Raw genomic sequence first — 15,534 nt, forward strand, 5'->3', positions numbered from 1 at the left:
CCCGGAGATTGAGTTGATGATGCATTCCACTATCCGCACGCCGGCGCGCCGGCTGCTGAGCACCGCACTGGTCAGCTGCCTGATGCTGGCCGCCGCCCCGAACGCCCTGGCGCAGTCGGCCAACGCCAGCCTGCGCGGCCAGGTTGCCGGCGCACAGGCCGGTTCGGAGGTCACCGCCACCAACGTTGCGACCGGCACCGTGCGCCGCGGCACCGTCCGCGCCGACGGCAGCTACTCGCTGATGGGCCTGGACCCGGGCACCTACGACGTGGTGGCCAACGGCCAGACCCAGAAGGTCACCGTGACCGTGGCCTCCACCGCCACCCTGAACTTCGCCGGCGCTGCCAGCAGTACCCCGGGTTCAACCGCGGCCACCAACCTGGACACCGTCAACGTCGTCGCGCCGACCCTGCTGCAGGAAGTGCGCACGTCCGAAGTCGGCAAGACCGTCAGCCTGCAGCAGATCCAGACCACTCCGCAGGTGTCGCGCAACTTCCTGGAGTTCGCCGATGCGGTGCCGGGCCTGATCTTCACCCGTGATGCGAAGGGCAACACCTCGCTGCGCGGCGGCGCCACCAATGCCGATGGCACCAACGTGTACATCGATGGCGTGGGCCAGAAGAGCTACGTCAAGGGCGGCGGTGTGGCCGGCCAGTCCGGCAGCGCCGGCAACCCCTTCCCGCAGCTGGCCATTGGCGAATACAAGGTCATCAGCGGCAACTACAAGGCCGAGTACGGCCAGGTCTCGAGCGCTGCGGTGACCGCCGCGACCAAGTCCGGCACCAACGAATTCAAGGGTGAGGCGTTCTATCGCTACACCGACGAGGACATGCGCGCCAAGACCCCGGCCGAACGCCAGGGCGGCAAGGACAAGCAGGTGTCGGCCGAGAAGGAATACGGCTTCGCGCTGGGCGGCCCGATCATCCAGGACAAGGCCCACTTCTTCGTGACCTACGAAGCCAAGCGCTTCGACCTGCCGGTCACCATCGCACCGGACGGTGCGGTCACCGGTGCCGCCGGTCTGCTGCCGCCCGCCGGCGCCGCCGGTCTCGGCCCGGCCAGCCAGCCGTTCCAGCAGGACCTGATCTTCGGCAAGATCGACTTCGAGCCGACCGACAACGATCGCATCGAGCTGACCTTCCAGGACCGCGACGAAACGCAGTCGCAGTTCAGTGGCCAGACCTCGCCGGAAGCCGGCCGTGAAGTGGTCAATACCGACCGTCGTTACGCGCTGCGCTGGAACCACAGCGGCGAGCGCTACTACAACGAATTGATGGTCACCCACGAAGATTCGTTCAACAACCCGACCCCGCTGACCCTGGCCAACGGCATCACCTACACCGCGCCGGACGGTCCTGAAGACCGCACGATCGTGAAGATCGGTGGCGCCTCGGCACTGGACTCGCAGGTGAAGGGCCAGAAGGGCTGGTCGATCGAAGATAACCTGACCCTGGATGGCATCCAGTGGGCGGGCGACCACACCATCAAGATGGGCGTGAAGTACAAGCAGATCGACCTGTACGCTTCCGATGCGGCGCAGATCAACCCGACCTTCACCTACACCCTGGGTGATCCGGACTTCCCGGATTCCATTCCGTACAAGGCGCAGTTCGTCAAGCCGGTGACCGGCGTGTCGGGCGTGTCCGGCGAAGTACGCTCCAAGTCCAAGCAGTACGGCGTGTTCATCCAGGACGACTGGCAGGTCAATGACCACCTGCAGCTGAACATCGGCCTGCGCTGGGACTACGAGAAGACCCCGTCCTACCTGGACTTCGTGACCCCGCAGCAGGTGGTCGATGCCATCTATTCGCAGGATCCGCGCGCACCCGCCGGCCAGACCTACGCCGATTCGCTGGCGCTGGGCGGCCTGGACATCAGCGACTACATCAGCAACGGTCACAACCGCAAGGCATTCAAGGATGCCTGGCAGCCGCGCCTGGGCTTCTCGTATGACATCAACGCCGACGAGCAGCATGTGATCCACGGTGGTGCCGGCCGTTCCTACGACCGCGACCTGTTCGACAACCTGCAGCTGGAGACCACCAAGCTGGCCCTGCCGCAGCCGACCATCTACTTCCGCAACCCGGCCACCGGGACCTGCATCAACGGTCAGGCCGCCTGCTACGACTGGAATCCGAACCTGCTCAACGGCATCGGCAACCTGCAGGCGCTGGTGGGTTCGACCAGCAACGCCGGCCTGGAGGTCGACCTGCTGAACAACAAGCTGAAGGCGCCGTACTCGGATCAGTTCAGCCTGGGCATGAGCAACCAGATCGGTGACTGGCTGACCGATGCCACCATCGCCCGCACCCTGAGCTACGACGGTTTCGCCTTCACCCTGGGCAACCGTTACCCGACCGGCCAGTTCTTCGATGATCCGCGCCTGTGCGGCGGTACCGAGCCGGGCCTGAGCCAGGCCTGGAGCTGCAACGTGCCGGGCTTCGGCAGCCTGATCATCGGCCAGCAGGGCATCAAGACCCGCGCCACCCAGGTCCTGCTCTCGGCGCAGAAGCCGTTCACCAAGGAAAGCGGCTGGGGCACCTCGATCGCCTACACCTGGACCACCGCACGCCACAACCGCGACATCAACGAGAAGTACGCGTTCGACCGCGGCCTGATCGGCGATTACCCGACCATCCGTTCCAACGGCGCTCCCCGTCACCGCCTGGTGGTGACCGGTTCGTACGCGGGCTTCTGGGGCATCACCTTCGGCGGCAAGATCACCCTGGCAACGCCGACGGCCGTCAACGACTGGTACCCCGTGCCGCAGGCCAGCGGCTACACCCTGCCGACCCCGCAGGCGGCCGTGCCCAACGCCAACGGCAAGTTCCTGGTGGGTGGCAAGATCTTCGGCTACCGCTCGGTCGACCTGCAGGCGACGAAGACGTTCAAGATGCCGGGTGATACCGAGCTGTACGCTCGTCTGGACATCATCAACGTGTTCGATTTCGACAACTTCTCCACCTACAACTACGTCAAGACCAACGGCAAGCTGCAGGCCAGCTACAACGAGACCGGTGACATCATCGGTACGCCCCGCCAGATCAAGGCGGAAGTGGGCTTCCGCTTCTAAGCGGGTACGCCTGCTGCAGGAGTCGATGCCGCCGGTTCGCCGGCGGCATCGGCAACTGCGATGATCGCGCTGTCAGGCCACGTTCCCGTGGCTTTTTTAAATGTGTGGTTTGTAAACGATTTCAGATCATTGGACGTTATGCTTTCCCATCGATCAGTCCACCGGAGGAACCGCGCCATGCAGGCACGCCACCTGTTGTCCGCCGCAGCGATGACCCTGGCCATCGCCGCCTGCAAGCCGGCCCAGCAGGAGCCCGCCAAACCCCGGCCGCCGGTGATCCTGATCGAGGCCGATGCACCGCCGCGGCCGATGAAGCCGGAACTGCCGCCGCTGTTCGATGACATTGAACGCCGCACCTTCCAGTTCTTCTGGGACACCACCAATGAAGTGAACGGCCTGACACCGGACCGCTATCCGTCACGCCCGTTCGCCAGCATCGCCTCGGTCGGCTTCGCGCTCACCGCCTATCCGATCGGCATCGAGAATGGCTGGGTCAGCCGCAACCAGGCGATCGACCGCACGCTGACGACGCTGAAATTCTTCCGTGACGTGCCGATGGGCCCGCAGCGCACCGGCAAGGCCGGCTACAAGGGCTTCTACTATCACTTCCTGGACATGCAGGAAGGCCGCCGTTACGACAGCTGGGTCGAACTGTCGTCGGTGGATACCGCGCTGCTGATGATGGGCGTGCTGTTCGCGCAGTCCTATTACGACGGCGATGATCCGCGCGAGAAGGAAATCCGGCAGATTGCCGATACCCTGTACAGGAAGATCGACTGGCCGTGGCTGCAGCAGCGCGCGCCGCTGATCTCGATGGGCTGGTTCCCCGAAAGCGGCTTCATCGACCACGACTGGATGGGCTACAACGAGGCGATGATGGTGTACATCCTTGCCCTCGGCTCGCCCACCCATCCGGTCAGCCCCGACGCATGGACGGTGTGGACCCGGACCTACGACAACGACTGGGGCGTCTACCAGGGCCAGGAATACCTGTCCTTCGGGCCACTGTTCGGCCACCAGTACAGCCATGTCTGGATCGATTTCCGCGATATCCAGGATGCCTACATGCGCGAGCGCGGCAGCACCTACTTCCTCAACAGCCGCTCGGCCGCGTTGGCCCAGCGCGAGTACGCCATCGCCAACCCGATGCAGTGGAAGGAGTACGGTGAGAACGTGTGGGGACTGACCGCCAGCGATGGTCCGCAGAACACCACCCAGGAATATCGCGGCGAGCAGCGCCAGTTCCGCCACTACTCCTCGCGCGGCGCCGGCCTGCGCGAGAACTTCGACGACGGCACCATCGCGCCGACCGCGGCGGTGGCCTCGATCGTGTTCGCCCCGGAGCAGGTCATTCCGGCCACGCTGGAGATGCACAAGCGCTTCGGCGATTACATCTATTCCAGCTACGGCTTCCTGGATTCGTTCAATCCCAGCTTCAGCTACGACATTCCGATCAAGACCGGGCGCCTGGTGCCGGATCGTGGCTGGGTCGCCAGCGACTACATCGCCATCGACCAGGGCCCGATCCTGACCATGATCGCCAATTACCGCAACGACTTCGTGTGGGAAGTCATGAAGAAGAACCCCTACATCCGCAAGGGGCTGGAGCGCGCCGGATTCAGCGGCGGCTGGCTGGCCCCCGAGGGCTCGTTCCAGCCGCTGGAACTGCAGAAGGACGAGAAGGCTGCATCGGCGCGCGCGGTCGGCATCGCAGAGTCACGCGCGGCCGCCGCACAGGAACAGAAGAACAATGCCAACCGCACCACAGGCCAGGGAAAGTAACGCTGTGCAGAACTGGCTCCATCGCATGCGCCGCTGGGCGCTGCCGGCCCTGGCCGCGCTGGTCGTGGCGGGCTGCGCCCGTACCGAACCGGGCACCACCACCGTGCGCTTCTGGGCGATGGGGCGCGAAGCGGAAGTGGTCAGCGAGCTGATCCACGAATTCGAGGCCGAGAATCCCGGCATCAAGGTGGATGTGCAGAACATCCCATGGACCGCGGCGCACGAGAAGTTGCTCACCGCGTTCGCCGCCGATGGCCTGCCCGATGTCTGCCAGCTGGGCAACACCTGGGTTCCCGAATTCGCCGAGCTCGATGCGCTGACGCCACTGCAACCGTTCGTGCAGCGCTCGGCGGTGGTCGACCCGAAGGATTACTTCCAGGGCATCTGGGACACCAACGTGATCCATGGCGAGCTGGTGGGCGTGCCGTGGTACGTCGATACCCGCCTGATCTATTACCGCAAGGATCTGCTGGCCAAGGCCGGTTACGACCACCCGCCACGGACCTGGCAGGAGTGGAACGAACAGATGGCGGCGATCAAGCGCATGCAGGGCCCGAACCGCTATGCCGTGCTGATGCCGATCAACGAGTTCGAGCAGCAGCTGTCGCTGGCGCTGCAGCAACCCGATCCGCTGCTGCGCGACGACGATACCCGTGGCAACTTCTCCAGCCCGGGCTTCCGCCGCACGCTGGGCTTCTACGCCAACATGTTCGAGCAGGGCTGGGCGCCGAAGATGTCCGAGACGCAGATCTCCAATGTCTGGGATGAATTCTTCCGCGGCTTCAACGTGTTCTACATCTCCGGCCCCTGGAACATCCGCGAGTTCAAGAAGCTGCAGCCGAAGGCGCTGGAAGGGCAGTGGGGCACCGCCGCGTTGCCGGGCCCGGATGGCCCCGGTGCGGGCATCGCCGGCGGTACCAGCCTGGTGATCTTCCGCAAATCGCAGCAGAAGCAAGCCTCCTGGAAGCTGATCGAGTTCCTGTCGCGCCCGGAAATCCAGGCCCGTTTCCATTCGATCATCGGTGATCTGCCGCCGCGTCGCAGTGCCTGGGATGCACCGTCCCTGGCCGGTGATCCGCTGGCGGCGGCGTTCCGCGACCAGCTGGAGCGGGTCAGGCCGACGCCCAAGGTGCTTGAGTGGGAGCGCATCGTGCAGGAAATGCGCATCGTCACCGAAAAGGTGGTGCGCGGCGGGATGCCCCAGGACGACGCCGTGGCCGAGCTGGACCAGCGCGTGGACAAGGTGCTGGCCAAGCGTCGCTGGATGCATGAACAACAACGCCTGCAGGAGCGCGCGCCTTCGCCGACGCGTTCAAGCAGCACCCTGGCCGATGGGAGCGCGCAATGAAACGAACTTCGCTGGCCGGATGGATCTTCGCAGGCCCATCGCTGATCGTGCTGGGGGTGTTCTTCGGCTTGCCGGTCGCCTCGGCGCTGGCGCTCAGTGTCACCGACTTCGACCTGTACGCATTGGCCGACAGCGGCAACCTGCGTTTCGTCGGCCTCGGCAACTACATCGACCTGCTGCAGACGCCGATGTTCTGGAAGTCGCTGTGGAACACCAGCTACTTCGTGCTGATCGGTGTGCCGCTGTCGATCGGTGTGTCACTGGGCGCGGCGATGCTGCTGAACGCGCCTGCCGCGCGTTTCAAGGCGCTGTTCCGCACCGCGCTGTTCGCGCCGGTGGTGACCACGCTGGTGGCGGTGGCGGTGATCTGGCGCTACCTGTTCCATACCAGCTACGGCCTGGTCAACTACGGCCTGGGCCATCTGGGCATCAGCCCGATCGACTGGCTGGGCGATCCGAACTGGGCGATGCCCACCATCATGCTGTTCGCGGTGTGGAAGAACTTCGGCTACAACATGGTGATTTTCCTGGCCGGCCTGCAGGCGATCCCGCATGATCTGTACGAAGCGGCGCGGATCGACGGCGCCTCGCGCTGGAAGCAGTTCCTGCACATCACCCTGCCGATGCTCGGCCCGGTGCTGCTCGTGGTCGGAGTGATCACCGTCTCCGGCTACTTCCAGCTGTTCGCCGAGCCTTACGTGATGACGCGTGGCGACCCGCTGCAGAGCACGGTCAGCGTGCTGTATTTCATGTTCGAGGAAGGCTTCAAGTGGTGGAACCTGGGACGCGCCTCCGCGGTGGCATTCCTGCTGTTCCTGATCATCCTGGCGGTGACCACCGTGATGCTGCGCTTTGGCCGCAGGAGGCAGTTGGTATGAGTCGTGAAATCGGCCAGTCGCGCTGGCATCCGTGGTGGATCAACGGCGCGTTGCTGGTGCTGGCCCTGGTCAGCCTGGCGCCGCTGCTGTGGATGGTCTCGGTCTCGTTCATGCCGCAGGGCGAGGCCAGCCATTTCCCGCCTCCGCTGTTGCCCTCGCAGGTGACCACCCACAACTACCACGAGCTGTTCGCGCGTACCGGCATGGGCGGCAATTTCGCCAACAGCCTGCTGGTGTCGCTGGCGATCACGCTGGGCTCGCTGCTGCTCAATACGATGGCCGGCTATGCGTTCGCCAAGCTGAATTTCGTTGGCCGTGAGCGCCTGTTCCAGGTGTTGATGGCGGCGCTGGTCATTCCCGCCCAGGTGGCGATGCTGCCGCTGTTCCTGCTGATGAAGCAGCTGGGGCTGGTCAACAGCTTCGGTGGCGTGATCGTGCCGGCGCTGGCGAGCGTGTTCGGCATCTTCCTGGTGCGGCAGTACGCGCGGTCGATCCCGGACGAACTGCTGGAGGCCGCGCGCATCGACGGGGCAGGGGAGCTGCGCATCTTCTTCCAGATCGTGCTGCCGATGCTCAAGCCGGTGCTGGTGACCCTGGCGATCTTCACCTTCATGGGCGCATGGAACGATTTCATGTGGCCGCTGATCGTGTTGACCGATCAGGAGCACTACACTTTGCCGGTGGCCCTGGCCACCCTCTCGCGCGAACACATCATGGACGTGGAAATGATGATGGCCGGCGCGGTGGTTACCGTGGTTCCGGTGCTGGCACTGTTCCTGGTGCTGCAGCGGTACTACATCCAAGGATTGTTGCTGGGGAGCGTGAAGGGATGAAGGGTGCGATCGCCGTTGGACTGGGCCTGTTGTGGACCTCCCTGGCGATCGCCGCCCCTCCGGCGCTGCCGGCGCCGAAGGTGCTGGACGACTTCGACGATGTCAGTGCCTGGAAGCTGGTGCTGTCCGACCAGGTCAGCGGTTCGCTGCGCCCGGTCAGCGGCGCGGGTGGCGGCCGTGCGCTGTGCCTGGATTACGACTTCCACAACGTGTCGGGCTACGTCGGCATCCGTCGCGCGCTGACGGTCGAGTATCCGGTCAACTACCGCTTCGGCTTCCAGCTGCGCGGTGATTCACCGGCCAATGATCTGCAGTTCAAGCTGATCGACGCCAGCGGTGACAACGTGTGGTGGGTCAACCGCCCCGGTTACAGTTTTCCCAGGTCGTGGACGCCGGTCGAGTACCGGCGTCGGCAGATCGACAAGGCGTGGGGGCCGTCGCCGGAGAAGGAAATGGCGCGCAGCGCCGCGGTCGAGTTCACGATCTACAGCAAGGTCGGCGGACGCGGCACGGTGTGCTTCGACAGACTGACCCTGCAGGGCCTGCCCGCACGGGACGAATCGCCGCTGCGGCCGGAGGTGATTGCCGACACCGCCACGGCGCTGCAGGACCGGATGGTGGACGGCAAGAGCGATACCTTCTGGATCAGCGGTGGGGTGAAGCAGCAGACCATCAGCCTGGACCTGCACAAGAGCCGCGAGATCGGCGGCGCGGTGATCGACTGGCTGCCGGACCTGCAGGCGACCCGCTACACCGTGCGCACGTCCGTGGACGGACGCGACTGGCGCACGGCACGCGAAGTGACCGCCGGTGGGGGTGGCCGTGACTGGCTGGCGCTGCCGGATACCGATGCACGCTATGTGCGCTTCGACCTGCAGGGAGGTCCGAACTGGCGCTATGGCATCCGTGACATCACGCTCAAGCCGCTGGACTTCGCATCCACGCCCAATGCATTCCTGTCGTCGGTTGCGGCTGACCTCCCACGCGGTGCGGTACCGCGCGCGTTCGTGGGCGAACAGCCGTACTGGACCCTGCTGGGTCTGGATGGCGGCCAGCAACAGGCGCTGATCAGCGAAGACGGTGCGCTGGAGCCTGCCAAGGGCAGCTTCAGCATCGAGCCGTTCGTCCGCCTGGATGGCAAGCTGATCGCCTGGAGTGATGTGGCCATCACCCAGTCGCTGCAGGATCGCTACCTGCCCATCGCCAATGTCGACTGGGTGCATGAGAAGGTGGGGCTGGCGGTCACCGGATTCGTGCAGGGCACGCCCGAGCGTGCGCAGCTGATCGGTCGCTACCGCCTGAGCAATCCGGACAAGGTGGCCCACGAGTACACGCTGGCGTTGGCCATCCGCCCCTGGCAGGTCAATCCGCCAACCCAGTTCCTCAACACCACCGGCGGCTTCAGCCGCATCGACAGCCTCGACGTCGGCGAGCAGCTGGTCCGCATCAATGGCGAGCCACGCATCTACCCGCTGCAGGTACCTGATGCGCGTTTTGCCACCTCTTTCGACGGCAAGCTCGATGCCATGCACCTCGCCTCGGGCAAGCTGCCGGCGACGACCACGGTGAAGGACAGCACTGGCATGGCGTCGGGCGCGCTGCTGTACACGATCACCCTGGAACCCGGGCAAAGTCGCGAAGTGGCGGTGGTACTGCCGCAGACCGGTGGCTGGGCGCCGCAGGCCGTGGACGTGGCAAAGGCGCAGCAGCAGGTTGCCGACATGTGGCGTGCCAAGCTCGGCGTGGTGTCGCTGCAGGTTCCGAAGGCGGGCCAGCCGATGGTCGACACGCTGCGCACCGCGGTAGCGCACATGCTGATCTCGCGCGTCGGGCCAAGCCTGCAGCCGGGCACGCGCTCGTATGCGCGCAGCTGGATCCGCGACGGCGCGATGATCTCCGAAGGGTTGCTGCGCATGGGCCGCAGCGACGCGGTGCGTGACTACCTCAACTGGTATGCGCCGTTCCAGTTCGAGAATGGCAAGGTGCCGTGCTGCGTCGACGCACGTGGCAGCGACCCGGTGCCGGAGAACGACAGCCATGGTGAGTTGATCTACAACATCGCCGAGTATGGCCGCTACACCGGCGACAGCACGTTCATGGAACTGATGTGGCCGCATGTGCAGGGGGCCTATCAGTACATGGAGCAGCTGCGTGCCAGCGAGCGCACCGAGGAGAACCGTGCACGCAACCCGGCCTTCTACGGGATGATGCCGGCCTCGATCAGCCACGAAGGTTACTCGGCCAAGCCGATGCATTCGTACTGGGACAACTTCTGGGCGCTGCGTGGCTACAAGGACGCTGCGCTGCTGGCGACGCAACTGGGAAAGGTGGAGGCGATGCAGATCGCCGAGTCACGCGACCAGTTCCGCGACGACCTGCAGGCATCGCTGCTGTCGGCCATGCAGCAGCACAACATCGATTACCTGCCGGGCTCGGCGGAGCTGGGCGATTTCGACGCGACATCGACGACCATCGCACTGGCGCCCGGGGGCGAGCAGGGCCGGCTGCCGCAGCAGGCCCTGGAAGCAACCTTCGAGCGTTACTGGAAGGAATTCGTCGCGCGTCGCGATGGCAAGCGCGAATGGAAGGACTACACGCCGTATGAGTGGCGCAACGTCGCCGCCTTCGTGCGCCTGGGCTGGCGCGACCGCGCCTGGCAGGCGACCGAGTTCTTCTTCAAGGACCGTGCCCCGCAGGCATGGAACCAATGGGCGGAAGTGGTCTCGCGGACACCGCGCAAGCCGTTCTTCGTCGGCGACCTGCCGCATGCATGGGTCGCGTCGGATTTCGTGCGCTCGGCGCTGGACATGTTCGCCTATAGCCGCGACATGGATGAGTCACTGGTGCTGGCCGGCGGCGTTCCAACAGCCTGGCTGCAGGGTGACGGCATTGCGGTGCAGGGCCTGCGTACGCCGCAGGGGCAGTTGAACTATCGGCTGCGGCGCAGTGACAAGCTGCTGGTGCTGGAGGTGCAGCCCGGCCTGGTGCCACCGGCTGGAGGCGTCGTGCTTCCGTGGCCCTATGCGGGCGAACCGGGTGACGCCACCATCAATGGCGCGCCGGGTGAATGGATCGACCGCGAACTGCATGTGCACGAACTGCCGGCCCGCGTCGAGATCGAAGTGCCGGCGGCGGTGCGTCGCTCCGAGCGCAAGGGACAGTAAGCATGGGTAGGAAGGCATGGCGTGCGCGCGCGGCAGCGTGCGCACTAAGCATGGCGATCGCGCTGGCGCTGCCTGCCGCGGCGGTGGCGGACGTGCCACGGGCGGACGATGGGGACGCAGCCGCCCGCTCGCCTGGCATGGGCATGGTCACCTTCAACCTGCACCACGACCGCGAGGACTGGCCCAGCCGGCGTCGTACCATCCTGGCAGAACTCAAGCGCCTGCAACCTGATGCGATCGCGCTGCAGGAAGTGATCCAGCGGCGCAACGTGCGCAACCAGGCGCAATGGCTCGCCAGCCAGCTGGGCTACCGATACGTGTTCGTGTCCACCGATCCGGTCGGCGCGCCCAAGCGCTACGGCAACGCACTGTTGACGCGACAGCCGATCCTCGCCCAGGGCGAGCACCTGCTGCTGCCGCTGGACGACTACCGCACCGTGGCGCACCTGCGCATCGAGGTGGAGGGCCGGCCAGTCAACCTCTATGCAACCCATCTCAATGAGCGCAGCGATGAAAGCGGCAAGCGCATCCGGCGGACGCAGGTGGAAGATCTGCTGCGCTTCATCGCCGCAACGTCGGATGGCGCGCCGGTGGTGATCGCAGGCGACTTCAACGCACTGGTCGATGCGGGTGACCTGAGCGAGCTGCGCAGCCACTATGGCGACAGCTATGGCAGCGTGCATGTGAACACCGACCTGGCGGCTGTCAGCACCCTCAACCGGCATTACTACCAGGCGCCCTCGCGGATCGATCACATCTTCTTCCAGCAGGATCAGCTGGTTGCACGGGAGGCCAGGCTTCTGTTCGACCAGCCGGATGAAAGCGGGCGCTGGGCTTCGGATCATTACGGCGTCTGGACGCGATTGCAGTTCGCGCCGAAACCCTGAAGAACGACCCAGCGGCCTATCCCCGGTCGGCACGATACAGCCCGATGCACAAACAGAAACGGCGGGGATCATCGATCCCCGCCGTTCTGCTGTCACCCGATCAACGAGCGGTCAGTTGGCCGGCGGCGTGCGCTTGGCGGCCTCGTCGTCCTCTTCGTCAGCCTTGGCTTCGGCCGCCTGGGCGGCAGCGTCGGCATTGCCATCAGCGACCGGGTCGAGAGTCGGCGTCACGACGGCATCGACGACCGGCGCAGGGGCGTCCACCGGCGGGGCTTCCACGGCCACCGGTGCGACCGGGGCTTCGGCAACCACGACAGGCTCGACGACCGGCTTCACTTCAACCACCGGGGCCGCCTCAACGGCCACCGGCGCGGTTTCAGGCACGGGCGCTGCCTCAACAGCCTCCGGCTTCGACTCCACGACGGGTGCAGGCTCGACCACGACCGGCTTCACGTCCACCACAGGGGCCGCTTCGGCCACTACCGGCGTTGCTTCGATCACCGGTGCGGCGTCCGCCGGCGGGGTTGCCGCCGCCACGGGCTGTGCGGGTGTCGCGGCGTCGATGGCGTCGAGCATGCTGGTCTGCACCGGCGATGGCGCCGGTTCTGCCTTGGCAGCGGTCTCGACCGGTGCCGGAGGCGCGGCGGTCACCGGCGCGGCGGCTTCAACCACGGCGCTGCTGACCACGGCGGCCGGTGCGGCGGCGACAGCGGCCGCAACGCGGGCCGGCTTCTCGCCTTCGACGATGGACGGCTCGACGTCATCATCGAAGTCGAACTCCGGCTGCGAGCGGGCGGGCTGCGTGGCTGCAACCGGTGCTGACCCGGCAGCGTGGTCGACACGCGGCTCGGCGCTGTCGGTGCTGTCGGCGTCATCGCCTTCGTCACCGTCATCCTGGTCTTCGCCCAGGGGATCGGTGCCGGCCGCATTCTCGGCGCCACCACGGCGGCGGCGGCGGCCACCACGACGACCACGACGACGGCGGGTCGCGCCTTCGCCGGCCTGCTCGCCCGTGGTGTCGGCAGGTGCCTCTTCGCCCGTCACGGCAGTGGCGTCACCTTCAACGGCGGTGACAGGCGCGACTTCGGCCGGCGCCGCGGTTTCGACCGGCGGCTGTGCGACCACCGGCGCGACCGGCGCCGTAGCCTCCCGCGCGGTCACCGCAGCAGCGGTGATGGCACCGGCCGCCACCGCAGCGGACGCCGTCGCCGTGTCGGTCTGGGCTTCTGCGGCACCACGCTGCGGCTTCTCGGCCGGCTTGTCGCCGTCCTGCTGCGGACGCGGCTGCTTCGGCTGCTTGAGCTTCGGCTGCTGCTGCGGGTTCTGGCCCTGCTGCTCGTTGCGCGGCTTGTTCTGCTGCTGCGGCTGCTGGCCGTCCTTCTGCTTGCCCTGCGGCTGGCCGTTGCCATTCGTGTTGCCATTGCCACCCTGACGGCCGTCCTTGCGCTGTTCGCCGCGATCCTTGCGGTTGCCGCCCTCCTTCTGCTGCTGCGCGTTGCCGTTGCCGCGATTGTCGTCGCGACGGTCCTTGCGGTCCTTGTTGCGATCCTTGTTGCGCTCCCTGCGGCCACCGTCCTGCTGCGGCTGGCGGGCGGCCGGCGGCGCCGGGGCGGGTGCCGGCTCACCACCGAACACGCGCTTGATCCAACCGATCACGCCACCGCCGGTCGACGGGGCGGCGGGCGCAGCCACCACCGGCGCGGGTGCCGCGGCAGCCGGCTCCACTTCCTCACGCACCGGGGCGGGGGAGGTGTGCTTGACCTGGGTCACCACCGGCGGCGGGATGTTCAGCTGGCCCTTGGTGAGGGCGTGCACAGGCAGCTTGCGCGGAGTGCCACGCTGGTAGCTCGGACGGCTGCTTTCCTCGCCCAGTTCGTTCTCACGCAGGCGGGTGACCGTGTAGTGCGGGGTGTGCAGCTGCTCGTCGGCGACGATCACGATCGGCGCTTCATGGCGCTGTTCGATTTCGCGCAGCGCGCTGCGCTTCTCGTTCAGCAGGTAATTGGCGATCTCCACCGGCGCCTGCACCAGCACCTGCCCGGTGTTCTCCTTCATCGCGTGCTCTTCGGCCACGCGGATGATCGACAGCGACAGCGACTCGACGCTGCGCATGCGGCCGTGGCCATCACAGCGCGGGCAGACGATCTGGCTCGATTCGCCCAGGCTCGGGCGCAGGCGCTGGCGGCTCATTTCCAGCAGGCCGAAGCGCGAGATGCGGCCGACCTGCACGCGTGCGCGGTCGTACTTCAGCGCGTTGGCCAGGCGGTTCTCGACCTCGCGCTGATGCTTGTTGGAGGACATGTCGATGAAGTCGATCACCACCAGGCCGCCCAGATCGCGCAGGCGCAGCTGGCGGGCCACTTCCTCGGCCGCTTCCAGATTGGTCTGGAAGGCGGTGTCCTCGATGTCGCTGCCCTTGGTCGCGCGCGAGGAGTTCACGTCGACGGCGGTCAGTGCTTCGGTCTGGTCGACCACGATCGAGCCGCCCGACGGCAGGCGCACGTTGCGCTCGTAGGCGCCTTCGATCTGCGATTCGATCTGGAAGCGGTTGAACAGCGGGATGTCGTCCTTGTAATGCTTGAGCTTGCGCAGGGTCTGCGGCATCACCTGCTGCATGAACTCCTTGGCGTGCTCGTACATCTCCTCGGTGTCCACCAGGATCTCGCCGATGTCGGCGCGCAGGTAGTCACGCAGGGCGCGCACGATCAGGCGCGATTCCTGGTAGATCAGGAACGGGGCCGGCTTGCTCAGCGCCGCCTCGGCGATCGCCCGCCAGACGCTGAGCAGGTAGTCCAGATCCCACTGCAGCTCTTCCGCATCGCGGCCGACGCCGGCGGTACGGATGATCACGCCCATGTCGTCGGGAATGTTCAGCTTGTCCAGTGCGTCCTTCAGGGCAGCCCGGTCTTCGCCCTCGATGCGGCGGGAGACGCCGCCGGCACTTGGCGAGTTCGGCATCAGCACCATGTAGCGGCCGGCCAGGGAGATGAACGTGGTCAGGGCGGCGCCCTTGTTGCCACGCTCTTCCTTGTCGACCTGGACCACCACTTCCTGGCCTTCCTTGAGCAGCTCGCGGATGCCGGCCTTGTTGTGGTCGACACCGGCCTGGAAGTAGTCGCGGGAGATTTCCTTCAGCGGCAGGAAGCCATGGCGGCCACCGCCATATTCGACGAAGGCGGCTTCCAGCGAGGGCTCGATGCGGAAGATCCGGCCCTTGTAGATGTTGGACTTCTTCTGTTCCTTCGACGGCTGCTCGATGTCGATGTCATACAACGACTGGCCATCCACGATGGCAACACGCAGCTCTTCAGCCTGCGTGGCGTTGATCAGCATTCGCTTCATTGTTGCGTTCCTCGCAAGCGGCTACCGCGCGGAACGCCATGGGGTTTCGCCTCTGGATACGGCTCGCCCCCCATTCGCGCAAGCGCGGGGAGGGGGGCTTGGGTTTCCAGCGCTACGACACCACGGCAGGCCGCGGGAGCGCTTCACTCATATGGTTTTTGGGGTGTTGCAGGGCCGCAGGCAGCTGTCAGCCAGGCTGGAGCGCCACGCGGGACATGTTCAGCACG

At 66.0% G+C, this 15,534-nt stretch carries 8 protein-coding genes; 7 read left to right on the forward strand and 1 reads right to left on the reverse strand.

The features are described 5' to 3' along the window. Positions 1–16: 16 nt before the first annotated feature. From AC5P76_RS12630 to AC5P76_RS12660, 7 genes are all read left to right on the forward strand, one after another. The gene (locus tag AC5P76_RS12630) at positions 17–3,073 is read left to right on the forward strand and encodes a TonB-dependent receptor (RefSeq protein ID WP_053516885.1); all 3,057 of its coding nucleotides are present in this window, start codon (positions 17–19) and stop codon (positions 3,071–3,073) included. A gap of 177 nt (positions 3,074–3,250) precedes the next feature. Next, positions 3,251–4,855 (forward strand): glucoamylase family protein, encoded by a 1,605-nt coding sequence (locus AC5P76_RS12635; RefSeq protein WP_053516886.1) that lies wholly within the window; start codon positions 3,251–3,253, stop codon positions 4,853–4,855. Positions 4,856–4,880: 25 nt separating this feature from the next. Continuing rightward, a complete protein-coding gene (locus AC5P76_RS12640; protein ID WP_460256593.1) occupies positions 4,881–6,203 on the forward strand; it encodes a sugar ABC transporter substrate-binding protein in 1,323 nt (440 codons plus the stop codon). Next, a complete protein-coding gene (locus tag AC5P76_RS12645; RefSeq protein WP_460255873.1) occupies positions 6,200–7,081 on the forward strand; it encodes a carbohydrate ABC transporter permease in 882 nt (293 codons plus the stop codon). The genes AC5P76_RS12640 and AC5P76_RS12645 overlap by 4 nt, the downstream gene beginning before the upstream one ends. After that, positions 7,078–7,914 carry a carbohydrate ABC transporter permease gene (locus AC5P76_RS12650; protein WP_053516890.1) on the forward strand — a complete coding sequence of 279 codons (837 nt, stop codon included), beginning with the start codon at positions 7,078–7,080 and terminating at the stop codon, positions 7,912–7,914. Before AC5P76_RS12645 ends, AC5P76_RS12650 begins: the two co-directional genes overlap by 4 nt. After that, complete coding sequence (locus AC5P76_RS12655) at positions 7,911–11,078, forward strand: discoidin domain-containing protein (protein WP_495222762.1); 3,168 nt, start codon at positions 7,911–7,913, stop codon at positions 11,076–11,078. The genes AC5P76_RS12650 and AC5P76_RS12655 overlap by 4 nt, the downstream gene beginning before the upstream one ends. A gap of 2 nt (positions 11,079–11,080) precedes the next feature. Next, positions 11,081–11,965: an endonuclease/exonuclease/phosphatase family protein gene (locus tag AC5P76_RS12660; protein WP_460255871.1), complete on the forward strand. Its 885-nt coding sequence runs from the start codon at positions 11,081–11,083 to the stop codon at positions 11,963–11,965. Positions 11,966–12,076: 111 nt separating this feature from the next. Here AC5P76_RS12660 and rne read toward each other — a convergent pair whose 3' ends face one another. Continuing rightward, positions 12,077–15,307, reverse strand: coding sequence for a ribonuclease E (rne, locus tag AC5P76_RS12665; protein ID WP_495222763.1), 3,231 nt, complete (start codon positions 15,305–15,307; stop codon positions 12,077–12,079). Positions 15,308–15,534 lie beyond the last annotated feature (227 nt).

Source organism: Stenotrophomonas sp. YJH_SMC_36, assembly GCF_059369935.1.